General features: G+C 71.6%; 26 protein-coding genes and 1 pseudogene. 9 read left to right on the plus strand and 18 right to left on the minus strand.

Features of this window, described 5'->3' with window-relative positions:
* Nucleotides 1–17: 17 nt before the first annotated feature.
* A complete protein-coding gene (locus TU31_RS27070; protein ID WP_042159149.1) occupies nt 18–893 on the plus strand; it encodes a chitosanase in 876 nt (291 codons plus the stop codon).
* 99 nt (nt 894–992) lie between these two features.
* Here the strand turns inward: TU31_RS27070 and TU31_RS27075 are convergent, their stop codons facing one another.
* The 9 genes and pseudogenes from TU31_RS27075 to TU31_RS27110 all read right to left on the minus strand — a co-directional run bounded on the left by TU31_RS27075 (nt 993) and on the right by TU31_RS27110 (nt 7,851).
* Nucleotides 993–2,459, minus strand: a complete 1,467-nt coding sequence (locus TU31_RS27075; protein WP_042159151.1) for a nucleobase:cation symporter-2 family protein — start codon at nt 2,457–2,459, stop codon at nt 993–995.
* A 303-nt stretch (nt 2,460–2,762) separates the two neighbouring features.
* The gene (locus TU31_RS27080) at nt 2,763–4,166 is read right to left on the minus strand and encodes an 8-oxoguanine deaminase (protein ID WP_042159153.1); all 1,404 of its coding nucleotides are present in this window, start codon (nt 4,164–4,166) and stop codon (nt 2,763–2,765) included.
* Nucleotides 4,167–4,211: 45 nt separating this feature from the next.
* A pseudogene (locus tag TU31_RS27085) lies at nt 4,212–4,835 on the minus strand (solute carrier family 23 protein); the annotation flags it as partial.
* Nucleotides 4,826–5,020, minus strand: coding sequence for a hypothetical protein (locus TU31_RS40670; RefSeq protein ID WP_370682773.1), 195 nt, complete (start codon nt 5,018–5,020; stop codon nt 4,826–4,828). The pseudogene TU31_RS27085 and the gene TU31_RS40670, both read right to left, overlap by 10 nt.
* Nucleotides 5,021–5,105: 85 nt before the next feature.
* Nucleotides 5,106–6,062 (minus strand): factor-independent urate hydroxylase, encoded by a 957-nt coding sequence (gene pucL, locus TU31_RS27090; protein WP_042159155.1) that lies wholly within the window; start codon nt 6,060–6,062, stop codon nt 5,106–5,108.
* A gap of 7 nt (nt 6,063–6,069) precedes the next feature.
* A complete protein-coding gene (uraH, locus tag TU31_RS27095; protein WP_042159156.1) occupies nt 6,070–6,483 on the minus strand; it encodes a hydroxyisourate hydrolase in 414 nt (137 codons plus the stop codon).
* Entirely contained in the window at nt 6,480–6,992 is a 513-nt protein-coding gene (uraD, locus tag TU31_RS27100; RefSeq protein ID WP_042159158.1) for a 2-oxo-4-hydroxy-4-carboxy-5-ureidoimidazoline decarboxylase, read from the minus strand. The genes uraH and uraD overlap by 4 nt, the downstream gene beginning before the upstream one ends.
* A gap of 212 nt (nt 6,993–7,204) precedes the next feature.
* Complete coding sequence (locus TU31_RS27105; RefSeq protein ID WP_042159160.1) at nt 7,205–7,585, minus strand: helix-turn-helix domain-containing protein; 381 nt, start codon at nt 7,583–7,585, stop codon at nt 7,205–7,207.
* Nucleotides 7,582–7,851: a YkoF family thiamine-binding protein gene (locus TU31_RS27110; protein WP_078886007.1), complete on the minus strand. Its 270-nt coding sequence runs from the start codon at nt 7,849–7,851 to the stop codon at nt 7,582–7,584. Before TU31_RS27110 ends, TU31_RS27105 begins: the two co-directional genes overlap by 4 nt.
* Before the next feature lie 134 nt (nt 7,852–7,985).
* On the opposite strand from TU31_RS27110, the gene TU31_RS27115 reads away from it, so the two are divergent.
* The 5 genes from TU31_RS27115 (at nt 7,986) to TU31_RS27135 (ending at nt 13,366) form a co-directional block, all read left to right on the plus strand.
* On the plus strand, nt 7,986–8,828 hold the full coding sequence (locus tag TU31_RS27115; protein WP_042159164.1) for a TIM barrel protein: 843 nt from the start codon (nt 7,986–7,988) through the stop codon (nt 8,826–8,828).
* Between the two features lie 30 nt (nt 8,829–8,858).
* The gene (locus TU31_RS27120) at nt 8,859–9,755 is read left to right on the plus strand and encodes a 2-hydroxy-3-oxopropionate reductase (RefSeq protein WP_042158237.1); all 897 of its coding nucleotides are present in this window, start codon (nt 8,859–8,861) and stop codon (nt 9,753–9,755) included.
* A gap of 310 nt (nt 9,756–10,065) precedes the next feature.
* Complete coding sequence (locus TU31_RS27125; RefSeq protein ID WP_042159978.1) at nt 10,066–11,523, plus strand: catalase; 1,458 nt, start codon at nt 10,066–10,068, stop codon at nt 11,521–11,523.
* Nucleotides 11,524–11,977: 454 nt separating this feature from the next.
* Complete coding sequence (locus tag TU31_RS27130; RefSeq protein WP_042159166.1) at nt 11,978–12,733, plus strand: hypothetical protein; 756 nt, start codon at nt 11,978–11,980, stop codon at nt 12,731–12,733.
* Between the two features lie 105 nt (nt 12,734–12,838).
* On the plus strand, nt 12,839–13,366 hold the full coding sequence (locus tag TU31_RS27135) for a GNAT family N-acetyltransferase (RefSeq protein ID WP_042159168.1): 528 nt from the start codon (nt 12,839–12,841) through the stop codon (nt 13,364–13,366).
* A gap of 9 nt (nt 13,367–13,375) precedes the next feature.
* On the opposite strand, the gene TU31_RS27140 is transcribed toward TU31_RS27135, so the two are convergent.
* Both TU31_RS27140 and nadC read right to left on the minus strand, forming a co-directional pair.
* Nucleotides 13,376–13,711: a sulfurtransferase TusA family protein gene (locus TU31_RS27140; RefSeq protein WP_042159170.1), complete on the minus strand. Its 336-nt coding sequence runs from the start codon at nt 13,709–13,711 to the stop codon at nt 13,376–13,378.
* Nucleotides 13,708–14,583 carry a carboxylating nicotinate-nucleotide diphosphorylase gene (gene nadC / locus TU31_RS27145; RefSeq protein ID WP_042159171.1) on the minus strand — a complete coding sequence of 292 codons (876 nt, stop codon included), beginning with the start codon at nt 14,581–14,583 and terminating at the stop codon, nt 13,708–13,710. The genes TU31_RS27140 and nadC overlap by 4 nt, the downstream gene beginning before the upstream one ends.
* 256 nt (nt 14,584–14,839) lie before the next feature.
* Here nadC and TU31_RS27150 point away from each other — a divergent pair, with 256 nt between their 5' ends.
* Complete coding sequence (locus tag TU31_RS27150; RefSeq protein ID WP_042159172.1) at nt 14,840–15,220, plus strand: MmcQ/YjbR family DNA-binding protein; 381 nt, start codon at nt 14,840–14,842, stop codon at nt 15,218–15,220.
* A 34-nt stretch (nt 15,221–15,254) separates the two neighbouring features.
* On the opposite strand, the gene TU31_RS27155 is transcribed toward TU31_RS27150, so the two are convergent.
* On the minus strand, nt 15,255–16,892 hold the full coding sequence (locus TU31_RS27155) for an AMP-binding protein (RefSeq protein WP_042159175.1): 1,638 nt from the start codon (nt 16,890–16,892) through the stop codon (nt 15,255–15,257).
* Nucleotides 16,889–18,592 (minus strand): AMP-binding protein, encoded by a 1,704-nt coding sequence (locus TU31_RS27160; RefSeq protein WP_042159177.1) that lies wholly within the window; start codon nt 18,590–18,592, stop codon nt 16,889–16,891. Before TU31_RS27160 ends, TU31_RS27155 begins: the two co-directional genes overlap by 4 nt.
* Nucleotides 18,593–18,684: 92 nt before the next feature.
* Here TU31_RS27160 and TU31_RS27165 point away from each other — a divergent pair, with 92 nt between their 5' ends.
* A complete protein-coding gene (locus TU31_RS27165; protein WP_042159178.1) occupies nt 18,685–19,560 on the plus strand; it encodes a helix-turn-helix domain-containing protein in 876 nt (291 codons plus the stop codon).
* 67 nt (nt 19,561–19,627) lie between these two features.
* Here the strand turns inward: TU31_RS27165 and dmpI are convergent, their stop codons facing one another.
* Together dmpI and TU31_RS27175 are read right to left on the minus strand one after the other, a co-directional pair.
* Nucleotides 19,628–19,810, minus strand: coding sequence for a 4-oxalocrotonate tautomerase DmpI (gene dmpI, locus TU31_RS27170; protein WP_042159180.1), 183 nt, complete (start codon nt 19,808–19,810; stop codon nt 19,628–19,630).
* 174 nt (nt 19,811–19,984) lie between these two features.
* Complete coding sequence (locus TU31_RS27175) at nt 19,985–20,914, minus strand: LysR family transcriptional regulator (protein WP_042159182.1); 930 nt, start codon at nt 20,912–20,914, stop codon at nt 19,985–19,987.
* A 113-nt stretch (nt 20,915–21,027) separates the two neighbouring features.
* Between TU31_RS27175 and TU31_RS27180 the strand changes: the two genes are divergently transcribed.
* Entirely contained in the window at nt 21,028–21,645 is a 618-nt protein-coding gene (locus TU31_RS27180; RefSeq protein WP_042159184.1) for a GNAT family N-acetyltransferase, read from the plus strand.
* A 107-nt stretch (nt 21,646–21,752) separates the two neighbouring features.
* Here TU31_RS27180 and TU31_RS27185 read toward each other — a convergent pair whose 3' ends face one another.
* The 3 genes from TU31_RS27185 to TU31_RS27195 all read right to left on the minus strand — a co-directional run bounded on the left by TU31_RS27185 (nt 21,753) and on the right by TU31_RS27195 (nt 25,032).
* Nucleotides 21,753–22,322 (minus strand): DinB family protein, encoded by a 570-nt coding sequence (locus TU31_RS27185; RefSeq protein ID WP_042159186.1) that lies wholly within the window; start codon nt 22,320–22,322, stop codon nt 21,753–21,755.
* 98 nt (nt 22,323–22,420) lie between these two features.
* Nucleotides 22,421–23,680 carry a GNAT family N-acetyltransferase gene (locus TU31_RS27190; protein WP_042159187.1) on the minus strand — a complete coding sequence of 420 codons (1,260 nt, stop codon included), beginning with the start codon at nt 23,678–23,680 and terminating at the stop codon, nt 22,421–22,423.
* Nucleotides 23,681–23,790: 110 nt separating this feature from the next.
* Nucleotides 23,791–25,032 (minus strand): XdhC family protein, encoded by a 1,242-nt coding sequence (locus TU31_RS27195; protein ID WP_042159189.1) that lies wholly within the window; start codon nt 25,030–25,032, stop codon nt 23,791–23,793.
* Nucleotides 25,033–25,053: the final 21 nt, after the last annotated feature.

Below are 25,053 nucleotides of genomic sequence, written 5' to 3' on the forward strand. Positions count from 1 at the left end.
TCCGACCGGAGGACTCCATGCGCACCCGAGCGCAAGACCGGACCGTGTCCAGAGCCACCACCGCCTGCCTCGCCCTGGGACTCGTGCTGCTCACCGTGGCCACCGCCGGGGCCTGCACGGTCACGCCGGATGCCCCGCCCCGTACGGCCCCGGGCCACCACGCCCGGCACACGGCGCGCGCGGCGACCGGCCTCGATGACCCGGCGAAGAAGGAGATCGCCATGCAGCTGGTCTCCAGTGCGGAGAACTCCTCCCTGGACTGGCAGGCCCAGTATCAGTACATCGAGGACATCGGTGACGGCCGCGGTTACACCGGCGGCATCATCGGCTTCACGTCCGGCACGCACGACATGCTCGAACTCGTCGAGCTCTACACCCGCCGCAAGCCCGGCAACGTCCTGGCCCAGTACCTCCCCGCCCTCCGCGAGGTGGACGGCGGCGACTCGCACGACGGCCTGGACCCCGGTTTCCCCGAGGCATGGAAGAAGGCCGCCCGGGACCCCGCGTTCCGCAAGGCCCAGAACGATGAGCGGGACCGGCTGTACTTCCGTCCCGCGGTCGAGCGGGGCAAGGCCGACGGCATCGGGGTACTGGGCCAGTTCGCGTACTACGACGCGCTCGTGGTGCACGGCGACGGCGACGACCGGACCGGCTTCCCCGCCATCCGCAAGCGGGCCCTGGCCAAGGCCGAACCGCCCTCCCGGGGCGGCGACGAGAAGACCTACCTCAACGCCTTCCTCGACGCCCGGGTGTGGGCGATGCGGCAGGAGGAGGCCCACCGCGACACCAGCCGGATCGACACCGCGCAGCGGGTGTTCCTGAAGGACGGCAACCTCGATCTGCACACCCCGCTGAACTGGAAGGTCTACGGGGAGCGTTACCACCTCGGCTGACCTCCCGGGCCGCGCCCGGACCGCCGCCCGCACCGCGCCCGACGGCCCGTGGGGAAGCGCCGGATACCGCTCCCCCACGGGCCGTCGGGCCGCCCGGTGTCAGTGGGCGGGCGCCGCCGCGGGCTCCCCGGCTCCGTCCGTGGGGACGGCGGCGGGCGGCGATGCGGGCTCCGGGTTACCGTGCCCCGCCGCGGCCGGATCGTCCGCCGTGTGCCCGTCCGCGGCGTTACCGTCCGCCGTCTTCCGGCCGAAGTGGTTGAAGGCGAGGTTGAGGACGATGGCGACCAGACAGCCGGTGCTGATGCCGGAGTCCAGGACGACCAGCAGGTCCTTGGGGAGGTGGTGGTAGAAGTCCGGGGCGGCGATCGGGATCAGGCCGATGCCGACGGCCGCCGCGACGATCAGGGCGTTGTCCCCCTTCTCCATCGCGGCGGAGGCCAGCGTCTGGATACCGCTGGCGGCCACCGAGCCGAAGAGCACGATGCCGGCGCCGCCGAGGACCGGCAGCGGGACCAGCGAGATGACCGAGGCGGCCACCGGGCACAGCCCCAGCACGATCAGGATCAGACCACCGGTCGCGACGACGAAGCGGCTGCGCACCTTGGTCATCGCGACCAGGCCGATGTTCTGCGCGAACGCGCTGTTGGCGAAGCCGTTGAACAGCGGGCTGAGCGCGGTGCCGAGGGTGTCGGCGCGCAGTCCGCCCTCGATGGTGCGCTCGTCCGCCGGGCGGTCGACGATCCGGCCGAGGGCGAGCATGTCGGCCGTCGACTCGGTCATACAGACCAGCATCACGATGCACATGCTGACGATCGCGGCGATGTCGAACTGCGGGGCACCGAAGTGGAACGGCGTCGGGAAGCCGACCAGGGACGCCTCCGAGATCGCCGAGAAGTTGGTGATGCCCACGGGTATCGCGATCAGCGTGCCGGCGACCAGCCCGAGCAGGATCGCGATCTGCTGGAGGAACCCGCGCAGCACCCGGCGCAGCACCAGCACGATCAGGAAGGTCAGCGCGGCCATGCCGATGTTCGTCAGCGAACCGTAGTCCGGGGCCCGGTCGTTGCCGCCCTGGGACCAGTTGAACGCCACCGGCAGCAGCGAGACGCCGATCAGGGTGATGACGGTGCCGGTGACCACGGGCGGGAAGAACCGTACGAGCTTGGAGAAGTAGGGCGCGACGAGGAATCCCAGCACCCCGGCGACGATCACCGCGCCGAAGATGACCGGGAGGGCGTCGCCGGGGCCCTGGGCCTTGCCGATGGCGACCATCGGGGTGACACCGGCGAACGAGACCCCGTTGACGAACGGGAGCTTGGCGCCGACCTTCCAGAAGCCCAGGGTCTGGAGGAGGGTGGCGATACCCGCGGTGAAGAGGCTGGCGCCCATCAGGAAGGCGGTCTCGGTGGCGCTCAGCCCGCAGGCCGGGCCCACGATCATCGGCGGGGCCACCACACCCGCGTACATCGCGGCCACATGCTGGAGGCCGCTGGTGAACATCTTGAAGGGCGGGAGGGTCTCATCGACCGGATGTTTCCGGTCCCCCTCCGACTGCTGCCCGGTCATTGCGGCCACTGCGGGCCTCCTTCGTTTTCTGCGTCGCCGGGGGCCGGCGAGGCGAGGCTGTCACGGAGGGCGTGCGATGTGGTGCGTACTGCGGGAAGTCGCCTGGTGAGCGTGGTGGGGCCGGGCGCGCTTGTGGCGCGTGGACGGGGGTGGCCGGGCCAACCGGCCCCGGAGATAAGGGAGTTCCCATACCTCCGGGGTCCGGCGCTTGTGGATCCCGCTCGGATCCACAAGCCCGGCCGGGAGCCGTCCCTCCCGGCCGAGTCAGGGGTGTGCGCCGGTCGCGTGACCGCGCCGTGGGGGTCAGCCCTCGGCGGCGATACGGGCCAGACGCTGGGCCTCCGCCCGCGCGGTGCGGGCGATGGCGTCCTCGTCGACGTTGCTGAGGTGGTTGTCCTCGACGACCGGCCGGCCGCCGACGAGGGAGAGGGTGACCGGCGCGGCGGCGCCGAAGACCAGCGCGGTGACCGGGTCGGCGATGGAGGAGTGGCCGAGGCCGTCCAGCTTCCACAGCACCAGGTCGGCGAGCTTGCCGGCCTCCAGCGAGCCGATCTCGGCGGTCCGGCCGAGGACCTGCGCACCGCCGTAGGTGCCCAGCCGCAGCGCCTTGCGGGCGTTGAGGGCGGCCTCCTTGTGGGCGCCGAGGCGGTTGATGAGCAGCGCGTTGCGCAGCTCGGTGTGGAGTTCGCCGGACTCGTTGGAGGCGGTGCCGTCGACGCCGAGGCCGACCGGGACCCCGGCCGCGAGCAGGTCGGGGACGCGGGCGATGCCGGCCGCGAGGCGGGCGTTGGAGGACGGGCAGTGCGCGACGCCGGTGCCGGTGCGGGCGAAGGCGGCGATGTCGGAGTCGTTCATGTGGACGCAGTGCGCCATCCACACGTCGTCACCGAGCCAGCCGGTCGACTCGAAGTAGTCGGTCGGGCCCATGCCGAACAGCTCGTGGCAGAACTTCTCCTCCTCCACGGTCTCCGACCCGTGGGTGTGCATCCGTACGCCCTTGCGGCGGGCCAGCTCGGCGCCCTGCCGCATGAGTTCGGTGGAGACGGAGAACGGCGAACAGGGCGCGGCGGCGATCTGCACCATCGAGCCGAAGGAGGCGTCGTGGTGGGTGTCGATGGCCTCCTCGGTCGCCAGCAGGGCGCCCTCGGTGGTCTCCACGGCGAAGTCCGGGGGCAGCCCGCCGTCCTTCTCGCTGCGGTCCATGGAGCCGCGGGCCAGGGTGATCCGGGCGCCGATCTCCGCGGCCGCGGCGAGCTCCGCGCCGACGAGGTCGCCGGAGCCCCGGGGGAAGACGTAGTGGTGGTCGGAGGCGGTGGTGACACCGCCCTTGACCATCATGCCGAGCGAGCCCTGGGTGGCCGCGGCGAGCATCGGGGCGTCGATCCGGGCCCAGGTCGGGTAGAGCGCGACCAGCCAGTTGAACAGGTTGTGGTCGGTGGCCAGGCCCCGGGTGAGCCACTGGTAGAAGTGGTGATGGGTGTTGATCAGGCCGGGGGTGACCAGATGTCCGGTGCCGTCGATCCGGCGGACCACGTTCGCCAGCCCCTCGGGGGCCTTGCCCGCGCCCAGCGACTCGATGGCCTGGTCCGCGACGACCACGTAGCCGGTGGCGTACTCGGTGTCGTGGGCGTCGACGGTCGCGATGGCGCAGTTCTCGATGACGAGGCGCTGCGTCACCGCGCTGTCAGGGGATGCCGGTGCAGCCATGGTGCGGTTCCTTCTTTCGGTACTGGCGGTGGGCACGGCATGGCCCTAGGGGATTTGAGTGCCGGAGCCGGACGAGGCGGCTGACAGGACCGCTGCCCGTGGGCTGCTCCGGGTGCCGAGATGGTGGAAGAACAGATTGAGCCCGACCGCGGTCAGGGCTCCGGCGCTGATCCCGGAGCCGAGCACGGTCTGTGCCCAGGCGGGGAAGTCGGCGTAGAAGGCCGGCGCGGCGAGCGGGATGATGCCCGCGCCGAGTGAGACGGCCACCAGGATGATGTGGGAGCTGTCGTCGAGACCGGCCTCGGAGAGCGTACGGATACCGCTGACCGCGATCGATCCGAACAGGACGATACCCGCGCCGCCGAGCACCGGCATCGGCACCAGTGACACCACCGCGCCCAGCACGGGGAACGCGCCCAGCACGAGCAGCGTGGCACCGGCCAGCGCGACGACATACCGGCTGCGGACGCGGGTCAGCGAGACCACCCCGACGTTCTGGGCGAAGGCGCTGGTCGGGAAGCCGCCGAAGACGGGGCCGAGCAGGGTGGCGAGGCCGTCGGTGCGCAGTCCGCGGGTGAGGGTGGCGGCGGTGGCCGGGCGGTCGCAGATCTCGCCGAGGGCCGGCATGCCGGCCGAGGACTCCGTCATCAGCACCAGCATCACGATGCACGGGTCCGGCCCGCGGTGTCCAGGCCGACGGCCTGGCCGATGATGAGCGGAGGGGTGACGACACCGGCGTACATGGCCGCGAGGTGCTGGAGCGCGGCCGGGACGAGCCGCCTGGCCGCCGGCTTCTCGTCCACCGGATGGACCGGGGACGCGGGGTGGTGCGGGTCGTGCGGGTGCTGTGCCATGGGTCGTTCCCCTCAGGATGTGCGCCCCCCTCCCCGCTGTGGGGTGGGGAGGGGAACGCACGGCACGGCGTTGCGTCGGAGCCGCTCAGAGGTTCGTCAGATCCACCGGGATCTTGGGCTCGACACCGTCGCGCAGAACAGTGGCTTCGATCAGGCCGTACGGGCGGTCCGCCGCGTAGTAGACAGCTCCTTCGGCGGTGTCGTTCTTGAGCCCGAACGGCTCCAGGTCCACCAGGAAGTGATGCTTGTTCGGGAGCGAGAAGCGGATCTCGTCGATCTCGGAGCGGTGATTGATGACCCGCGACCCCATTTGGTACAGGGTCTGCTGGAGCGACAGGCTGTAGGTCTCCGCGAAGGCCTGCAGCATGTGCTTCTTGACCTGCTCGTACGAACGCTCCCAGTTCGGCATCCGCTGCTCGTCGTCGGTCCAGTTGAACCGCCAGCGGCCGGACACCTCGGTGGCGAGGATGCGGTCGTAGGCCTCCTTGAGCGTCGTGTACTTGTCCTTGATGTAGCCCCAGAACTCCGAGTTGGTGGAGTTCATCACCACGAGGTCCTTCAGGCCGGAGATGACCTGCCACTGCTCACCGTCGTAGGTGATCTCGGTCAGGCGGGTCTCCTGGCCCTTGCGGACGAAGGAGTGCCGGACCTCGTCGGCGCCGATGAAGCGGGAGTTGGCGTCGGAGGTGGCGATCCGCTCCCAGGCGTACTCCTCGATCCGGATGCGGGCCCGGTGGATCGGCTCCTGGCTGGTGACGAAGTGCCGGGCCAGGTGGATGCCGAACTGCTCGGCCGACTCGATCCCGTACTCCTTGGCGAAGGCGTACACGGTGTTCTTGGTCGTGTCCGTCGGCAGGCAGTGGGCGTTGGAGCCGGAGAGGTGGACCTCTTCCAGGTCGCCGGAGAGCGACACGGAGACGTTCAGGTCCTTGATGTGGTGCGTGTCGCCGTCGCGGGTGATCTTGACGACGCGGTTTTCCGCTTTGCCGTACTGGTTCTGGCCGAGCATCACCGGGCGGGCCGGGCGGGAATGGGCAGTCATGTCGGTGCTAGCTCCCTCGGTATACGGAGTAGCCGAACGGGTTGAGCAGCAGCGGTACGTGATAGTGCTCGCCCGGCTGGACGGCAAAGGTGATTGCCACCTCCGGGAAGAACGCTCCGCTGTCCCTTACGCGGGGGGCGTCCTGCTGTTCCTCGGCTTGCTGGTGTGCGCAGTGCTTGGGTGAAACGAAGTACTCCTCGACGGCGAAGTCGAGGCGCACATGGGTGGTGCCGGCCGGCAGCTCCGGCAGGTCCTTGCAGCGTCCGTCCGCGTCGGTGGTGGACGCGCCGTGGGCGGTCCAGGCGCCGTCGCTGCCGGAGCGCACCGAGAGCGTGAGGGCGACGCCCTCCGCGGGGCGGCCCACGCTGGTGTCCAGGATGTGGGTGGACACCGACGTCGGTGCGGCCGTCGCGCTGCTCATACTGCGTCTCCTTCTGCGTGCTCCGCGATACGGGTCAGACGAATGCGGTTGATCTTGCCGAGTTCCGTACGAACGATCTCTCGTTCCTGTTCCGGCGTGTTGTCGATCCGGTTACGGACCGCGTCCCGCATCTGCTCTCCGGTCCGGCCGGAGGCGCAGATCAGGAAGACATGCCCGAACTTCTCCTGGTAGGCCAGGTTGAGTTCGAGCAGCTCCGCCTTGAGCGCGTCGGAGGCGCCCGCCATGCCGCTCTGCTCGCGGTGCGAGGTCGGGTCGCCCGGCTTGGGCCGGCCTATGGGCGGGTGCCCGGCCATCGCCTCGGCCAGATCCGCCGCGGTCAGGTCGGCCATGGCGGCGTCGTTCGCGGCGAACAGGGCGTCGGTGGTGGCGTAGGGGCGCCGGGCGAGCATCCGCTCGCCCCATGCCCGGCTGGCGCACACCTCGTGCAGTGCGGCGCGTGCCGTGGCGTCGTCCGCGGTGTTGAACCGGGTGAGCCCCGCCGGGGGCACGGGGGTGTCCCCCGTCGAGCGCGGTGAACTCGAAGACACGGGAAGCCTCCGTGGCCTGGTGGTGCTGGACAGCTCTGCTTGGCTGGAAACAGCTAAGACCCCCGGCAACAACACGTCAACACTTTGTTGAAAACTCGGCGACACAAAAGCCGCCGTCCGGTGCTGCGGGACGGCGGCTGCGGCGGCCGGGGCGGGGCCGCGACCGACCACCCTCAGTCGGCGTCCTTCGCGGCATTCTCCCTGTTCAGGTAGTTGTACACGGTGAAGCGACTCACCCCGAGCGCACTGGCGACCGTCTCCACACCGTGCCGGACCGAGAAGGCGCCGCGGGACTCCAGAATCCGCACGACCGACTGCTTGGTCTTACGGTCCAGCTCCGCCAGCGGCACCCCGTGCCGGCGCTGAAGCTCGGCGAGGATGTGGTCGAGCGAGTCCGACAGATGCGGGAGCCGTACGGCCACCCGGTCCTGGCCCTCCCAGGTCAGGACGACGTCGTCGCCCTCGGCCAGGTCCGGCGCGACCATCTGGCCACCCATCGCGTCGACCAGCGGCTTGACCGCCTGGACGAAGGGGTGGTCGGCGGGATCCGTCATGTCGCGCCCCCCTCGCCCGGCCCGGCCTCACCGATGACATTGACCTGAAGGGAGACCCGGGTGGCACCCGCTTGCAGGGATTCCCGCAGCAGCGCGGCCACCGCGCCGAGCACCTGATCGGCGTCGCCCTCGGCCGTATTGCCGAACGGACCGACATCCACGGCGTCCAGCTCGGCGCCCGTGACGACGTCCCGCGCCACCACCGCATGCGGCGGCGCCTCGTCCAGGTCGAACGGCTCCGTTGTGAACTCCACTCTCAATCGCACGCCGCTCAACCTACGCGCGGTTCGGCCCGGCCACCAGAAATTGCCCCGGGGCCCCCTTGACAGCCTCCGAGCCCGCCAGGCACTGTTCCATTAAGCAGAAAAACAGTTCCACTATCCGGAAGGGCGCCGCCGTTATGGGTTTCCCGGACACGCGCTTCAACGTCAATCTGTCGATCCTGTTCACCGAGCTTCCGCTGCTGGAGCGGCCGGCCGCCGCGCGGGCGGCGGGCTTCACCGCCGTGGAGCTGTGGTGGCCGTGGGTGGACGCCCCGGTGCCGGAGCAGGCGGAGCTGGACGCACTGCGCGACGCGCTCAACGACGCGGGGACCCGGCTGGTGGGGCTGAACTTCTACGCCGGGCAGCTGCCGGGCCCGGACCGCGGCGCGCTGTCCGTTCCCGGTGAGGAGTCGGCGAGGTTCCGGGCGAATGTGCCGGTGGCGGTGGAGTTCGCCCGCTCGCTGGGCTGCACGGCGTTCAACGCCCTGTACGGCAACCGGGTCGAGGGGGTGGACGCGGCCGAGCAGGACCGGCTGGCGCTGGAGAACCTCACCTACGCCGCGCGGGCCGTGGCGGAGGTGAACGGGACGCTGCTGATCGAGGCGCTCAACGCACCCGAGTCGCCGAACTGCCCGATCGTCTCGGCACCCAAGGCGATCGAGGTCGTGGACGCGGTGAACGCGGCGACGGGCCTGGACAACGCCCGTTTCCTGATGGACCTCTATCACCTGTCGATGAACGGTGAGGACCTGGACGAGGTCATCGACCGCTACACCGCCCGGACCGCGCATGTGCAGATCGCCGACAACCCCGGCCGGGGAGCGCCCGGCACCGGTGACCTCGACCTCGCCGGCCTGCTCGACCGCCTCGTCAAGGCCGGTTACGACGGCTGGGTCGGCCTGGAGTACAAGCCCGGCGACGGCACCAGCGCCGAGGCCTTCGGCTGGCTCCCGGCCGACCGGCGCGCGGCGCACTCCTGACACCTCGTAAGCGCTTCGAAAGAGACACTCATGAGCAATCTTCCCAAGGTCGCGTGGATCGGTCTGGGCATCATGGGCTCGCCCATGGCCGAGAACCTGATCAAGGCCGGTTACCCGGTGACCGGCTACACCCTGGAGGCCGACAAGCTGGAGCGGCTGGCCAGGAACGGCGGAAGCGTGGCCGGCTCGATCGCCGAGGCGGTCGCCGACGCCGACGTCATCATCACCATGGTCCCCGCCTCCCCCCAGGTCGAGGCCATCGCCTACGGACCCGACGGCATCCTGGCCCACGCCCGCCGCGGGGCCCTGCTGATCGACATGTCCTCGATCACCCCGCAGACCTCCATCGACCTGGCCCACGCCGCCGCCGACAAGGGCATCCGGGTCCTGGACGCCCCCGTCTCCGGCGGCGAAGCCGGCGCCATCGAAGCGGTCCTGTCCATCATGGCCGGCGGCGACCAGGCCGACTTCGACGCCGCCCGCCCCCTGCTGGAAGCCCTCGGCAAGACCATCGTGCGCTGCGGCCCGCACGGCTCCGGCCAGACCGTCAAGGCCGCCAACCAGCTCATCGTCGCCGTCAACATCCAGGCCTGCGCCGAAGCCGTCGTCTTCCTGGAGAAGTCCGGCGTCGACCTCACCGCCGCCCTCGACGTCCTCGGCGGCGGACTGGCCGGCTCCACCGTCCTGGCCCGCAAGAAGGACAACTTCACCACCCGCGACTTCCGCCCGGGCTTCCGCATCGACCTCCACCACAAGGACATGGGCATCGTCACCGACGCCGCCCGCGCGGTCGGCGCCGCCCTCCCCGTCGGCAGCGTCGTCGCCCAACTCGTCGCCTCCCTGCGCGCCCAGGGCGACGGCGGCCTCGACCACTCCGCCCTCCTGCGCGGCGTCGAACGCCTCTCCGGACACACCACCGAAGGCTGAGTCCACGGCGGCGCAGCGGGCCCCGTCTCGGGGTCCCTGCCCGCCGGCCCATGAGGAAGCCGTCCCCACGCGGCGACCCGGCCCTTCGGAGGTCCGGGCCCCCCTGACGCTTCCCCTCCGCTTCCGGGCGGCGGCCGCGCCGACACTTGTCCTGTCGCGCCCAGGCGTGGCCGCCGTCCGGAACACCCCTGGACACCCCAGGTTTGTTTCAACAAACTGTTGACGTTTGGTCGGGGCGCTTCTTACGCTCCGACATGCGGAAGCCAACTTCCGCGCTCTCGTACGGAAGGTCACCATGTCGAAGCCCTCGCTGACGGCGCGCTTTCTCACTACGGAGGCTGGCGCCCCCGTCGCCGACAACCAGAACTCCGCCACCGCCGGCGTCGGCGGCCCGATCGTCCTCCAGGACCAGCACCTGCTGGAGAAGCTCGCGCGCTTCAACCGCGAGCGCATCCCGGAGCGTGTGGTGCACGCCCGTGGCTCCGGAGCGTACGGCTACTTCGAGGTGACCGACGACGTCACCGGCTTCACCCACGCCGCCTTCCTCGACACCGTCGGCAAGCGGACCGAGACGTTCATCCGCTTCTCGACCGTCGCCGACAGTCTCGGCGGCCCGGACGCGGCCCGTGACCCGCGCGGTTTCGCTCTGAAGTTCTACACCGAGGAGGGCAACTACGACCTCGTCGGCAACAACACCCCGGTGTTCTTCATCAAGGACCCGATCAAGTTCCCCGACTTCATCCACTCGCAGAAGCGCGACCCCTTCACGGGCAAGCAGGAGCCGGACAACGTCTGGGACTTCTGGGCCCACTCCCCCGAGGCCACCCACCAGATCACCTGGCTGATGGGCGACCGCGGCATCCCGGCCTCCTACCGCCACATGAACGGCTACGGCTCGCACACCTACCAGTGGACGAACGCCGAGGGCGAGGCCTTCTTCGTCAAGTACCACTTCAAGACCAACCAGGGCATCCGCTGCCTGGACGCCGAGCAGGGCGCCGCGCTGTCCGGCTCGGACCCGAACAGCCACCAGACCGACCTGCTCCAGTCCATCGAGCGGGGCGTGTACCCCTCCTGGACGCTGTATGTGCAGATCATGCCGGCGGCCGAGGCGGCCGACTACCGCTTCAACCCGTTCGACCTGACGAAGGTGTGGCCGCACAGCGACTACCCGCTTCAGCGCGTGGGCCGCCTGGTCCTGGACCGCAACCCCGACAATGTCTTCGCCGAGGTCGAGCAGTCCGCGTTCTCCCCGAACAACTTCGTGCCGGGCATCGGCCCGTCCCCGGACAAGATGCTCCAGGGCCGGCTGTTCGCCTACGCCGACGCGCACCGCTACCGCCTGGGCGTCAACCACACCCAGCTGCCGGTGAACGCCCCCAAGGCGACCGAGGCCGCCAACTACGGCCGGGACGGCCTCATGGCGACCAACGGCTACGACCGGTACGCCAAGAACTACGAGCCCAACTCCTACAGCGGCCCGGTGCAGACCGGCCGGCCGCTCTCCGCCCCGCTCGCCGTCTCCGGCCACGTCGGCACCCATGAGGCGCCCGCGCACACCAAGGACGACGACTTCTTCCAGGCCGGTGAGCTCTACCGGCTGATGTCGGAGGACGAGAAGAAGCGTCTGGTGAACAACATCGCCGGCGGCCTCTCCCAGGTCAGCCGCGACGATGTGATCGAGAAGAGCCTCGCCCACTTCCACGCCGCCGACCCGGACTACGGCAAGCGCGTCGAGGCCAGGGTCCGTGAGCTGCGCGAGGACTGACGGGAGGTCAGTTCCTCGTGCGTCCGTACCGGCGGCCCGTTGAGGGGTGGCTGTCGGTACGGAGAAGGAGTGCGAGCTCCGCGGCATACGGGAGCACGCAGTGCGGTGGCAGCGCTCGCCCGACAGGAAGGGCGAGCCCGCTCCCCCGCCGCGGAGCCCGCCTCCTCCACCCCCAGACTCCGTCCGGCGGTGCGATGTCCCGTCGCGCCCGATTGCCCGCGCTGCCGGACGGAAACCACCACAGGGCCCGGCCTCCGTACGGTCACGGACGCCGGGCCCTGTCGCACCACGGCGAGTCGTGCGCGCCGCGCTCCCTCCGTGCGCCGTGCCCCCCGGCGTTCTCCCCCACTCGGCACTCACCGCCGCAATTCGGCCCCCGGCACCCGACTTTGGAGAGACCATGGGGGCAGCAGCAGATCCGACTGTCTGCCGCCCGACCTGCCAGGAGCCGACCATGGCCGACAGCGTGCCGGTGCGGTGCCCCACGTGCCGCCGCGAGAACGCCTTCACCCCGCCCACCTTCCCGTGCGCCTGCGGGGCCCCGCTCACCATGCCCGTACTGCGCGGCGGGATTCCCGTCGAGATACTCCACCGCACCTGGCAGGCCTCCTGGGTGGAGGTGCGCTGTGAGGTCTGCGGCCGGCAGGACGAGTGGCCGGCCCCGGAGTCCGGCTGCGCCTGCGGCACCGTCGTCCGGGTCCCCGTCGCCCCGGCGCCCGCCCTGCCGCCCCCGAACTTCCCGTCCTCCGGCCCGCCCGCGCCGAAGCCCGCGCCGAAGCCGGCCCCACCACCGGCCGCCGACCCCGCGCGCGCCCTCCTGCGGCCCGCGTTCCGCCCGGTCACGATCCGTACGGCCCGCGACTGCGTCACGGCCGCCGAGCAGTATCTGAAGTGGCTGGGCTACGCCGATGTGGCCCGCACCCAGGAGCGCACCGCCTCCGGCGTGGACCTGCGCGGCACGGGCGTGGTCGCCCAGGTCGACCCGACCACCCGCGCCACCGAGCTGCGCGAGATCGAATGCGTCTGGCTCAACGGCCTCAACGACTCCGCCATAGCCGTCTTCTTCTCCCTCGCCGGCTACGCCCGGGACGCCCGCACCCGCGCCGACGACCTCCACCTCCCCCTCTTCGTCATGGACCTCACCGGCACCCCTCAACCGGTCAACGACCCGGCCGACGAACTGATCAGGTATGGGGCGGCGGGGCGGTGAGGGGGTGGCCGGGGCAACAGTCGCCGGCACCGGCCGGGCCGCCGTAGCCCCCACCGGTCACAAAACCCGCTCGCCCGCTTCCCCGGAACCGGCGACACTGGTCCCGTGATCATTCAGGTGCCCGCCCTCGACGAACTGCCCGCGCTGCGCGCCATCGAGCGAGCGGCCGGGGAGCCGTTCCGTGGACTCGGCATGGCGGCGGTCGCCGACGACGAGCCACCGTCGCCGGCGCTGCTGACGGAGTTCCAGCGGGCGGGGCGGGCGCTGGCCGCGTACGAGGAAGCGGGGCCGGGCGGCGGGCCCCGCCGCCCGGTCGGCTATCTGCTCTGGGAGCCGGTCGACGGCTGCACCCATATCGAGCAGGTCTCGGTCCACCCGGACCAGGCCCGCCGTGGCATCGGCCGGGCCCTCATCGACCGGGCGATGGGGGACGGCGGCCGGGTCGCGCTGACCCTGACCACCTTCACCGAGGTGCCGTGGAACGCGCCGTATTACGCCCGGATCGGATTCCGGGCGCTGCCCGAGGCCGAACTCACCCCGGGCCTACGGGCGATCCGCGCCCATGAGGCGGCGCTGGGGCTGGACCGCTGGCCGCGGGTGGCGATGCGCCGGGAGTCCGGCCGGGAGGGCTGAGACGGCTGGTCAGAGCTCCGTGTCTGCGCTCGGCCGGTCTGTGCGCCACGGTGCGTCGGGGCGGGTGCGGCGGGCGTCGGCGGAGAGGCGGAGGGCGTAGACCGTGCCGTCCGGGTCGTCGTCGACAGGTCCGAGATAGTCATGGCCGGTCATATGGCACCAGGCCGGCAGATCGAGCGGAGCCGCCGGATCGGTCGCGATGACATGCACGACCGTACCCGGCTCGGCTTCGGCGATCTCGGCCCGCAGCCGCAGGAGGAGGGCCACACAGAGCAGACCGGTGCCGTCGACGGTGATGTCCGCTGCCGGTACGAGGCCGGGGGACATCGGGTGCGTGGCTGTCATGCGCGGGGTGTCCCGGTCAGCAGCATGCTGAGGTCCAAGGCCGGGGCGCTGTGGGTCAGCGCGCCGATGGAGACCATGTCCACACCGGCCTCGGCGATCGGCCGCAGTCGTTCCGGAGTGACTCCGCCGGAGGCTTCGAGGACGACGCCGGCGCCGGGGGCGATCTCCGCCCGGGCCCGAACGACCTGCCTGATCTCGTCGAGCGTCATGTCGTCGAGCATGATCCAGGGAACCCGCGCACGCAGTGCTTCCTCCGCTTCCGCGACGGTCTCCACCTCGATGTCGATGAGCGTCTCCCGGCCCTCGGCCGCCATGCCGGCGCGGACCGCGTCGATCGCCGCGGTGACGCCGCCGGAAGCGGCGAGGTGGTTCTCCTTGAGCAGCACCATGGCCGAGAGGTCCAGCCGGTGGCTGGTGCCGCCCCCGGACGTCACGGCGTACTTGTCCAGGGCCCGCAGCCCGGGGGCCGTCTTACGGGTGTCGAGGACTCTGACGTCCAGGTCGGCGACCAGGTCCGCGTACTGCTTCGTCAGCGTGGCGATGCCGCACATGCGCTGGAGGAAATTCAGCGCGGTGCGTTCCCCGGTGATCAGGCTGCGTCCCTCGCCGGTGAGGCGGACCAGCGTCCGGCCCGGTGAAACGAGCGTCCCCTCCGCCACCAGCACCTCCACCGTCACGTCGGGGTCGAGCTGGCGGAACACCTCGGAAACGGCGGGCAGTCCGCTGATCACTCCCGGCTGCTTCGCGATGATCTCGGCCTGCGCACGCAGCCCCGCGGGCACACTCCAGCGGGTGGTGACATCGTCATGGCAGCCGTCCTCGGCAAGCGCGCGGGCGACGGCGTCGCGTGCCGCTAACGCAGGGAAATCCATGGCTCCTCATTTCTCCGTGGTGCGGAGTCGGCTGCCTGCTCCGGGAGTTGAGGCCGTAGCGCCTCTTGGGCCGTTCCGGTGCCGGCCACCGCCTCGTGCTTCGATTTCAGAAACAGTACTCCCCCTTCGGTGATTTGAGAATCGATACCCGGGAGGCGGGAGGAGGGCAGCGGAGAGCACCGGCCGACCCCGTGAATCCTGCGCCCGTGCGCGCCCGCCGCGGCCGCGGCCGGCCCCCGGCGGGGAGAATGTGCGGATGATCGACGCGAATGCCCTGCGGGCCGTCTGCCTGGATTTCCCGGGTGCGACCGAGGAATTCCCCTTCCCGCGGCACCCTGATGTGTCCACCTTCAAGGTCGGCGGCAAGATCTTCGCGCTGACGACGCTGACGGATACGCCGCTCACCGTGAGCCTCAAGTGCGAACCCGAGCTGGCGGAGCGGCTGCGGGCGGCGCACCCGGAAGTGGTGCCGGGGTATCACCTCAACAAGCGGCACTGGAACACCGTTTCCCTGGACGGGGACCTTCCCGACCGGCTCGTGCTGGACATGATCGAGGACTCGTACGACCTCGTGGTCGCCTCGCTGCCCAAGGCGCAGCGCCTGCTGCTGGACTGGCCGGGAGAGGGGCGGGCCTGAGTCACCGGCGGGGCGCCGCCCGGGCCCGCCGTCCTCACCGCACCCGCCCCACCGCCTTCGCCAGCCGCTCGCGCAGTTCGATCTTGCGGACCTTGCCGCTGACGGTCATCGGGAAGGCGTCGAGGATCTCCAGATGGCGCGGCACCTTGTAGTGGGCGAGGTGGGAGCGGCAGTAGGCGGCCAACTCGTCGTGGGTGAGCGGGTCTTCGGGGTCGCGGAGGATGACGCAGGCGGCGATCTCCTCGCCGTACTTCTCATCGGGGACACCGACGACCTGGACATCGGCGATCTTGGGGTGGGTGTAGAGGAACTCCTCGATCTCGCGCGGGTAGACGTTCTCACCACCCCTGATGATCATGTCCTTGATGCGGCCGACGATCCGGACGTAGCCGTCGTCGTTCATCACCGCGAGATCACCGGTGTGCATCCACCGGGCCGGGTCGATGGCCTCGGCGGTGCGCTCGGGCTCCGCCCAGTAGCCGAGCATCACGCTGTAGCCGCGGGTACGCAGTTCGCCGGGGGTGCCGCGGGGCACGGTCACCCCGCTCGCCGGATCGGCGACCTTCACCTCGATGTGCGGCAGCACCCGGCCGACGGTGGTGGTGCGGTGGGCGAGGTCGTCGTCACGGCGGGTCTGGGTGGAGACCGGGGAGGTCTCGGTCATGCCGTAGCAGATGGAGACCTCGGTCATATGCATCTCGGCGACCACCCGCTTCATCACCTCCTCGGGACACGGCGAGCCCGCCATGATGCCGGTGCGGAGCGAGGACAGGTCGTAGGAGGCGAAGTCGGGGTGGTTGAGCTCGGCGATGAACATGGTGGGGACGCCGTAGAGGGAGGTGCAGCGTTCGTCCTGGACGGCTCGCAGGGTGGCGGCGGCGTCGAAAGCCGGGGCCGGGATGACGATGCAGGCGCCGTGCGAGGTGGCGCCGAGGTTGCCCATGACCATGCCGAAGCAGTGGTAGAAGGGCACCGGCAGACACACCCGGTCCTGTTCGGTGTAGGCGAGCGTCTCGCCGACCCAGTAGCCGTTGTTGAGGATGTTGTGGTGGGAGAGGGTGGCGCCCTTGGGGAAGCCGGTGGTGCCCGAGGTGTACTGGATGTTGACCGGGTCGTCGGCGGTCAGCTCCTGTTCGCAGGCGGTGAGCCGCTGCGGCGGGACGGTGGCACCGGCGGCCAGCAGTGCGCCCCAGGTGTCGTCGCCGAGGTAGATCACCTCGCGCAGCGCCGGGCTCCCGTCGCGTACCTGCTCGATCATCCCGCGGTAGTCGCTGGTCCTGTGGTGGGTCGCGGACACCAGGACGCTGATGCCGGCCTGCCGCAGGACGTAGCCCAACTCGTGGACGCGGTAGGCGGGGTTGACGTTGACGAGGATCGCCCCGATCCGGGCGGTGGCGTACTGGACGAGCACCCACTCGGCGCAGTTGGGCGCCCAGATGCCGACCCGGTCGCCCTTGGCGACGCCCTTGGCGAGCAGGCCGAGCGCCACCTCGTCGACCGCGCGGCCCAGTTCGGCGTAGGTCCAGCGGCGGCCGCTCGCCACCTCGACCAGCGCCTCACGGTCGCCGAACCGGGCGATGGTGCGGGTCAGATCGGCGCCGATGGTGTGGCCGAGCAGCGGCCGGCCGGCGGTCCCGCAGGCGTACGACAGCTCCTGGTGCTGCTGGCTCATCGGTGGTTCTCCTCCCAGTACTCGGCGCCGCCGTCGCCCTGCGCGGTGCGCTCGCGCAGCTCGATACGGCGGATCTTGCCGGAGACGGTCTTCGGCAGCTCGGCGAACTCCAGCCGCCGGATGCGCTTGTAGGGGGCCAGCACCTCACGGGAGTGCGCGAAGATCACCTTCGCGGTCTCCGGGCCGGGCGACCACCCGGCCGCCAGCACCACATACGCCTTGGGGACCGCCAGCCGCAGCGGGTCGGGGGCCGGCACCACGGCGGCCTCGGCGACCGCCTCGTGCTCCAGCAGGGCGCTCTCCAGCTCGAACGGGGAGATCTTGTAGTCGGACGCCTTGAAGACGTCGTCGGCGCGTCCGATATAGGTGATCCAGCCGTCGCGGTCGCGGCTGCCGATGTCGCCGGTGCGGTAGTAGCCGTCGGCCATCGCCTCCGCGGTGCGTGCCGGGTCCCCGTGGTAGCCGGTCATCAGGCCGACCGGCCGGGTGGAGAGGTCGAGGGCGATCTCCCCCTCGTCGCCCGGTGCGCCGCTGACCGGGTCGAGGAGGACGACGTCGAAGCCGGGGGTGGGACGGCCCATGGAGCCCGGCTTGACGGTCTGACCAGGGGTGTTGGCCACCTGGACGGCGGTCTCGGTCTGTCCGAAGCCGTCCCGGATGGTGACGCCCCAGGACTGCCGCACCTGCTCGATGATCTCCGGGTTGAGCGGTTCACCGGCCGCGACGATCTCCCGCGGCGGTTGGCGGAGCGCGGACAGATCGGCCTGGATGAGCATCCGCCAGACGGTCGGCGGGGCGCAGAAGCTGGTGACGTGGGCCCGGTCCATCTCCGCCATCAGCCGGGCCGCGTCGAAGCGGGTGTAGTTGTGGATGAAGACGGTGGCCTCGGCGTTCCAGGGCGCGAAGAGATTGGACCAGGCGTGCTTGGCCCATCCGGGCGAGGAGATGTTGAGATGCACATCGCCGGGCCGCAGACCGATCCAGTACATCGTCGCGAGATGCCCGATGGGGTACGAGGCGTGGGTGTGCTCGACGAGCTTGGGGCGGGCGGTGGTGCCGGAGGTGAAGTAGAGCATCAGGGCGTCGTCCGCCCGGGTGGGCCCGCCCGGCTCGAAGGTCTCGGGGCTGTCGTACGCGTCCTCGTACGCCAGCCAGCCGTCCGGCGCGCCGCCGACCGCGATCCGGGTGTAGTCGCCCGCCACGTCGGCGAACTTGCCCGTGTCCGCGGCGCGCACGAGGACATGCCGGGCCCGGCCGCGGTCGATCCGGTCGGCGAGGTCGGCGCGGCCGAGCAGCGGGGTCGCGGGGATGACGACGGCACGCAGCTTCATGGCGGCCAGTGCGGTCTCCCACAGCTCGACCTGGTTGCCGAGCATCATCACGATGCGGTCGCCGGCCCGTACCCCGTGGGCGGACAGCCAGTTCGCGGCCTGGTCGGAGCGGCGGCGCATGGCGTCGAAGCTCAGCCGGGTCTCGCTGCCGTCCTCCTCGACGATGTGCAGCGCGGGGCGGTCATTGCCGTGGGCGATGGTGTCGAACCAGTCCAGTGCCCAGTTGAAGTGCTCCGGGCGGGGCCACTGGAACGCCGCGCGGGCCGCGGCATAGTCCTCCCGGTGCCGCAGCAGAAGATCCCGCGCCGCCCGGAACTCCTCGGTGGCGGCCGGTGCGCGACCCGTCGCACCGGATTCCGTGTCCGTCATATGTCCTCCTCATTGCCGCACCGCTGGCTGCCATCGTGTAATCAGTGGCCCAGGTCTCACCACCCCCGAATGGGGGGAAGCGGAGGTTCGGCGTGCGGCACGACCCGGATGCCCACGAGACGGCGGACGTACGGGCGGCGCTGTCGCGGCTGCGGCGGGACAGCGGGCTGCCGGTGGCGTTCGGCGGTCTGCGGGCCGGTGCGGGGTGCTGTCGCATCAATGAGCTGGCCGGTACGGAGACCGCGGTGCTGCGCGGCCTGGACATCATGCGGGGCAACGGGCTGGGCGGGAAGGCCGTGGCGCTGTCCCGCCCGCTCGCGGTGACCGACTACAGCGCCTCATCGGTGATCAGCCATGAGTACGACGCGGCGGTGGCCGCCGAGGGGCTGCGCTCGGTGCTCGCCGTACCGGTGATCGTCCGGCGCCGGGTGCGCGGCGTGCTGTACGGGGCGCTGCGCCGCCCGGTACGGCTCGGCGACCGCCCGCTCTCGGCGGCCATGGAGGTGGCACGGGAGCTGGAGCAGGCACTGCTGCTCCAGGACGAGGCGGCGCGGCTGCTGGCGGTGTCACTCCCCCAGGCTCTTGAGGAGCAGGGCGGACCCCCCTCCACCGCCGGCGACCCGGCCCGGTGGGAAGAGGTCCGCGAGGCACACGGCGAGCTGCGCGGCCTGGCCCAGCGGGTCGGCGACCCCCTGCTGCGACAGCAGCTCCTGGCGGCGTGCGGACGCCTCGCGGCGGCCTCATCCCGCCGCCCCGGCACGGACGGCGCGGCCCCCGCCCTCGCACCACGCGAACTGGACGTGCTGACCTGCGTCGCGTCCGGCGCCACCAACGCGGAGGTGGCGGAGCGCCTGGGCCTGCGCCCGGAAACCGTCAAGAGCTACCTCCGCTCCGCCATGCGGAAGCTGGGCGCCCACACCCGCCTCCAGGCAGTGCTCGCGGCCCGCCGGGCGGGGGCGCTGCCGTAGGGCGGGCGGGGGTACGTGGCGGGCGGCCCGGCCCTCCCCCGTGAAGGCCGGACCGCCCGTCCGACGGCTACTTGTCGGCGGTCAGGGTGCCCGCCGCGCCCCAGCTGTCGGTGGGGACTTCCTGGATCCAGACCGTCACGGTCTCCGCGGGGATGCGGTACGCGTCCACGAACGCGTCGGTGATCTGCTTGACCAGCTCCCGCTTCAGCTCGACGCTGCGCGGGCCCTGCTGAACGGTGACGGTGGGCATGGTGGAACTCCCTTTGAGGAGAGGGGCCGTTGGGCCACCGGGAACGCAGAGGTTCCCGGTGTCACCCGGCCTGGGGATCCCGGGTTTTCCCCGGGTTTCCGGTGGTTGACCGGCGTGCCCTCAGTCCATCGCGAACGGCCCGTGCGACCAAGAAGCGGATCGTGCACACAGCGATCACCGATCGAGATCGAGCGCCTCGCTCCCGTCCGGGGCCGCACAGGCCCGCAGCAGCGGATCCACCCCCGCGGGCGGGTCGGTCCGGCGCACCGCGAGCGAGGTGGTCAGCTCCATGCCCGGGTCGCGGAACGGGAGGAAGGCGACCCGGGGCGTGCTCAGCCGGCGGGCGTGCGAGGCGTAGACGACGGTCCACAGTCCGTCCGACGGCCCGCGGGCGCCGATCGCGGTCAGGGTGTCGTCCAACGAGCCGTAGGCGGGGCCCGGTACGGGGACGAAGCCGGCGTCGTGGCAGGCGTGGACGACCAGGTCGACCAGGGCCCGGTTGTTGCGGCGCGCGGTCAGCACCAGCGGGACGGGCCCGAGGTCGGCGAGCGCGACCGGGCCGGGTGCGGCGGCCAGGGGGTGCCGGGCCGGGACGACCGCCACCAGCGGGTCCTGCCACAGCGGGACGAAGCGCAGCCCGTCCCGGCCGGTGCCGTCCGGCTCACCACGGAGGAACGCGGCGTCCAGCTCACCGGACGCCACCCGGTCGAGCCGGTCCCGGGCCCGTACGGCCACCAGCTCCACCCGGGTCTCCGGGGCGAGACGGGCCAGTGTGTCCAGCACCCGGTCCAGGTGGGCACCCAGGCCCGTGCTCGTCCCCAGGCGCAGGGTGGCACCCGGCCCACCGGTCAGCTCGGCGACGGCGGCTCGGGCCCGCTCCTCGGCGGCGAGCAGCGCCCGCGCCTCCGGCAGGAACCGCTCGCCGACGGCCGTCAGCCGCACCTGGCGGGCCGAACGGTCGAACAGCTCGGTCTTCAACTCCCGCTCCAGCCGCCGGATCTGCTGGCTCACCGCCGACTGGACGATATGCAGCCGCTCCGCCGCCCGCCCGAAATGCAGCTCCTGCGCCACCGTGACGAAGTACCGCACCTGCCGCAGCTCCACGCCTCTCCCCTCCCGGCCGGCCCGCTCCCCCGTGCCGCACCCTCGCTCCGGGCGGCGCACCCCGACCGGGCAATTGCCTTGCCGCGATACCGCCGCCCGGACATCATCCCCCCATGATCGATGCCACCGCACTCGCCGAGAAGCCGGTGCTCACCGGCCCCCGGGTCCGTCTCGCCCCGCTGTCCATACGGCATGCGGCCGCCTTCCACACCGCCTGCCGGGACCCGGAGACGCGCCGGCTGACCGGCACCCACCATGACTTCACGCTGGAAGAGTTGCAGACGTGGTGCGCCGGCAGCGCCGACCGCGCGGACCGGCTGGACCTCGCCATCGAGGACCGCGAAACCGGTGGCTTCCTCGGCGAACTCGCCCTGAGCCAGATCGATCCGCCGAACGCCCACGGCAGCTTCCGGATCGCCCTGGTCCCGGACGCCACCGACCGCGGCATCGGCAGCGAGGCGACCCGCCTGCTGCTCGACTACGCCTTCGACCGGGTGGGCCTGCACCGGGTACAGCTGGAGGTCTACGACTACAACCCGCGCGCCCGGCGGGCGTACGAGAAGTGCGGCTTCGAGGTGGAGGGCCGGCTGCGCGAGGCCCTCTACTGGGACGGCGCATGGCACGACGTACTGGTGATGGCGGCGCTACGGTCCCGGCGGGCCGGGGGCGGGGACGCGGGCACGGGCACGGACGTGGACGTGGACGTGGACTCGGGCACGATGCGGCCCTGACGAGAGGGGGCCGCGGCCGGGTGTCAGACGTGGCCGCGGCCGGTGGCGCAGCTGAGTGTGCTGGTTGCGCCGGGGCAGCGAGGGCGGGGGCCGGCCGGTCGGGTGCGCTACTGCCCCACCCGGCCGTCGACGCATTCCCGCAGCAGGTCGGCGTGACCGCAGTGGCGGGCGTACTCCTCGATCCGGTGGACCAACAGCTCGCGGACGGCGTTGTTGTCGTGCCCCACCCGCGCGCTCAGATCCGGATACCCGGCGAACGCCGCATCGGTGGCCGCCTGTTCACGGGCGAGGTCGGCGAAGGCGCCCTCGACCAGCTCCTGTTCCGCCACGGCTCCCTCGAAGTCGCCGTCGTCCGCTCCGTACAGGCTCGGTGCCGGGTCTCCCGGCACGATCCAGTTGCGCCAGTCCCGCTCCGTCTCGGCAAGGTGGCGGACCAGCCCCAGCAGGGACATGGTCGACGGCGGCACCGAGCGGCGCGCCATTTGCTCCGGGTTCAATCCGTCGCACTTCATCAGCAGGGTCAGTCGATAGCCCGACAGAAAATCCTGCAAGGTCGCCGGCTCACCGTCCGGGCTGACGCCATCCTTCTCGCGAGGGTCCTCGTCGGGGTCTGCCCACATGTCGGGGTAGACGCTGGCTTTGCTCCACCGCTCAGGTATGTCGCTCACCATGCTCATGATTCTGAGCAGTGGTCCGGCCGGCAAGCAATTTGTTACGACGTGCCGGGCGGGACGCGGGCCGGCTTGCCGGCCCGCGCCACGGAACAACGACGGGCTCAGTAGTTCTCCCCGGTGAACGGCAGCCACTCGGTCGCCAGGGCGGCGTCCAGGTGGTGAGCCGCGCCCGGGGTGTGTTCGGTGACCAGGCCGGCGTGGACGAAGTGGCGCAGGGGGGTGCCGCCGAGGTAGCAGGATGCCAACTCCCGGACGTCCAGGGCGAGGTCGGGGGTCTCGGTGGTGGGGTGCCAGGTCGCGCCGTCGGGGCCGGCGGTCAGCCGGAAGCGGCCCGCGTTGGCCGGGAGGGCGGGGTCGCGCAGGTCGAGGACGAGGTCGACGGGGGCCGCCCAGGAGCGGGCGGTCAGCGCGGCGCGGACGTCCACGAGCCGGAGCCACAGGGAGGGTTCCTGGCCGGTGACGCGTACCTGGTCGCGGTCGGCGACGAGGTGCAGGAGCGGGTCGTCGGCGGGGCGGGCCTCGATCCGTACCGTCGAGGTGAGGTCGATCGAGGCGAGGTAGGACCACAGGGCGGCGGCGACCGGGGCGGACTCCGCTTCCAGTTCGTCGACGAGAACCGCTCCCGGGCGGTTCTCGCCCGGGCCGCGGGTGCGGTACACCGCATAGCCGGCCGGTATCCCGCCGGGGTCGCCCAGCGCCACCACACGCGCCGCACCGAAGCCGTCCCGGTCGTCGCCGCCGCGCGACCCGTCGAGGTCCAGCACATGCTCACGCCACCAGGCCGCGTCGCGCAGGAAGCGGCCGGCGCGCTGCGGCAGGGTCGCGTCGTAGCGCGGGGCGAGCACGGTGGGCGCGTCGGCCGGGTCGATCAGCCGCAGCGGGCGGCTGTCGGGGGCGATGCGCAGCGCGAGCGGGCGCGAGGAGTCGATCTCGATGCGGTACGACTCGGTGGCGGCACCGTAGCCGAAGCGGCCGTAGATGGCGCTCTCGGACGCCCAGAGGCAGGACACCGGCCGCTGCTCGGCGGCGCAGCGGCGCCAGAGTTCGTCCAGCATCGCGGTGAGGATTCCGCGGCGCCGGTGGGTGGGCGCGACGGAGACGAAGTCCAGTGCGGCGCAGGGCAGTTGACCGCCGGGCACGCTGAGGGTGACACGGTGCGCGCCGGCCACCCCGCTCAGCCGTCCGTCGTCGTAGGCACCGATACGGGTGCAGGCGCGCAGCGTCCTTCGGTGGTATGCGCGGGTCTTGTCGGCGGGCTTGAGGTGGAAGGCGAGGTGGACCAGGTCCAGGGCCTGGTCGAGGTCGGCCTCGGGGATGTCCCGGAGGTCCGTGGTCGCGCGCGCGTGGTCGTCACTGGTCACCGGGGGACGCTAACCCGGCGCCCGGGGAGCTTCACCCTGTTTTTCGGCGGGGCCGGGCCCCGCCCTCAGTCCCGCGCCGCTTGGGCCCACGCCCCCGGTCCCTACTCCCCTCAAGCCACCGAACCGATCCGCCCCAACGTCCGTCCGGTGTCGTGATGGATAGGTGTATGCGCACCGGTCAGCGGGCTGCCGGTGCCGCCACGGCGGTTGGCGACGATCTCGGCGGCGATGGAGAGGGCGGTTTCCTCCGGCGTGCGTGCACCGAGGTCCAGGCCGATGGGTGAGCGCAGCCGGTTCAGTTCGAGTTCGGTCAGGCCGACGTCCCGCAGCCGCTGCTGGCGGTCCAGGTGGGTGCGGCGCGAGCCCATCGCACCGACGTAGGCGACCGGGAGCCTGAGCGCCCGCTCCAGCAGCGGTACGTCGAACTTGGCGTCGTGGGTCAGCACGCACAGCACCGTGCGGGAGTCGAGCTGCTGGGAGTCCAGGTAGCGGTGCGGCCAGTCGACGACGATCTCGTCGGCGTCCGGGAAGCGGGCCTCGGTGGCGAAGACGGGGCGGGCGTCGCAGACCGTGACGTGGTAGTTGAGGAACTTGCCGACCCTGACCAGCGCGGCGGCGAAGTCGATGGCACCGAAGACGATCATGCGCGGCGCGGGGACGGCGGACTCGACGAGCAGGACCACGGGCTGGCCGCAGCGCGATCCGCTGCGCTGCGCGCCGTCGTCGCTCTCCGCTTCCTCACCGGGCGCGAAGCCCGTGCCGATCTCCAGGCTGGTGGTGCGCCCGGCGTCGAGCAGGGCGCGGGTCTCCTCGACCGCGGTGCGGTCGAGGGCGGGGTGGCCGCCGAGGGTGCCGGTGTGGCTGCCGTCGGCGCGCACCAGCAGGGCGCGGCCGAGGAGTCCGGCGGGGCCCTGGACGACCCGGGCGAGCGCCGCCGCCTCGCCGGACGCGGCGGCGGCCAGCCCGGCGGCGAGCGTGGTGGCGGTGCGGTCCGCCGGCTCCCCCGCGAAGCCGCCGTCGCCGGTGGCCGCGGGGGCGCTCGTCCGTATCGGCTGGACGAGGATGTCGATGATGCCGCCGCAGGTCAGGCCCACGGCGAAGGCGTCCTCGTCGCTGTAGCCGAAGCGCTCCAGGACCGGCTCACCGGTCTCCAGCGCCTGTTGGCACAGTTCGTACACCGCCCCCTCCACACATCCGCCGGAGACCGACCCGATCGCCGTGCCGTCACTGTCGACGGCCAGCGCGGCCCCGGGCTGGCGGGGCGCGCTGCCGTTGGTGGCCACCACGGTGGCCACCGCGAACTCACGGCCCTGCTCGACCCACCGGTGCAGCTCTTCGGCGATGTCCAGCATGTCGGTCTCCTAACGGACGGG

Source organism: Streptomyces lydicamycinicus (assembly GCF_000829715.2).
Taxonomy (GTDB): domain Bacteria; phylum Actinomycetota; class Actinomycetes; order Streptomycetales; family Streptomycetaceae; genus Streptomyces; species Streptomyces lydicamycinicus.

What these genes read in the sequence shown, in the direction of transcription:
- TU31_RS27070 (WP_042159149.1), top strand. Translation starts at nt 18, where the DNA reads ATGCGCACCCGAGCGCAAGACCGGACCGTGTCCAGAGCCACCACCGCC.
- TU31_RS27075 (WP_042159151.1), bottom strand. Translation starts at nt 2,459, where the DNA reads ATGACCGGGCAGCAGTCGGAGGGGGACCGGAAACATCCGGTCGATGAG.
- TU31_RS27080 (WP_042159153.1), bottom strand. Translation starts at nt 4,166, where the DNA reads ATGGCTGCACCGGCATCCCCTGACAGCGCGGTGACGCAGCGCCTCGTC.
- TU31_RS40670 (WP_370682773.1), bottom strand. Translation starts at nt 5,020, where the DNA reads ATGGCACAGCACCCGCACGACCCGCACCACCCCGCGTCCCCGGTCCAT.
- pucL (WP_042159155.1), bottom strand. Translation starts at nt 6,062, where the DNA reads ATGACTGCCCATTCCCGCCCGGCCCGCCCGGTGATGCTCGGCCAGAAC.
- uraH (WP_042159156.1), bottom strand. Translation starts at nt 6,483, where the DNA reads ATGAGCAGCGCGACGGCCGCACCGACGTCGGTGTCCACCCACATCCTG.
- TU31_RS27105 (WP_042159160.1), bottom strand. Translation starts at nt 7,585, where the DNA reads ATGACGGATCCCGCCGACCACCCCTTCGTCCAGGCGGTCAAGCCGCTG.
- TU31_RS27115 (WP_042159164.1), top strand. Translation starts at nt 7,986, where the DNA reads ATGGGTTTCCCGGACACGCGCTTCAACGTCAATCTGTCGATCCTGTTC.
- TU31_RS27120 (WP_042158237.1), top strand. Translation starts at nt 8,859, where the DNA reads ATGAGCAATCTTCCCAAGGTCGCGTGGATCGGTCTGGGCATCATGGGC.
- TU31_RS27130 (WP_042159166.1), top strand. Translation starts at nt 11,978, where the DNA reads ATGGCCGACAGCGTGCCGGTGCGGTGCCCCACGTGCCGCCGCGAGAAC.
- TU31_RS27140 (WP_042159170.1), bottom strand. Translation starts at nt 13,711, where the DNA reads ATGACAGCCACGCACCCGATGTCCCCCGGCCTCGTACCGGCAGCGGAC.
- nadC (WP_042159171.1), bottom strand. Translation starts at nt 14,583, where the DNA reads ATGGATTTCCCTGCGTTAGCGGCACGCGACGCCGTCGCCCGCGCGCTT.
- TU31_RS27150 (WP_042159172.1), top strand. Translation starts at nt 14,840, where the DNA reads ATGATCGACGCGAATGCCCTGCGGGCCGTCTGCCTGGATTTCCCGGGT.
- TU31_RS27155 (WP_042159175.1), bottom strand. Translation starts at nt 16,892, where the DNA reads ATGAGCCAGCAGCACCAGGAGCTGTCGTACGCCTGCGGGACCGCCGGC.
- TU31_RS27160 (WP_042159177.1), bottom strand. Translation starts at nt 18,592, where the DNA reads ATGACGGACACGGAATCCGGTGCGACGGGTCGCGCACCGGCCGCCACC.
- dmpI (WP_042159180.1), bottom strand. Translation starts at nt 19,810, where the DNA reads ATGCCCACCGTCACCGTTCAGCAGGGCCCGCGCAGCGTCGAGCTGAAG.
- TU31_RS27180 (WP_042159184.1), top strand. Translation starts at nt 21,028, where the DNA reads ATGATCGATGCCACCGCACTCGCCGAGAAGCCGGTGCTCACCGGCCCC.
- TU31_RS27185 (WP_042159186.1), bottom strand. Translation starts at nt 22,322, where the DNA reads ATGAGCATGGTGAGCGACATACCTGAGCGGTGGAGCAAAGCCAGCGTC.
- TU31_RS27195 (WP_042159189.1), bottom strand. Translation starts at nt 25,032, where the DNA reads ATGCTGGACATCGCCGAAGAGCTGCACCGGTGGGTCGAGCAGGGCCGT.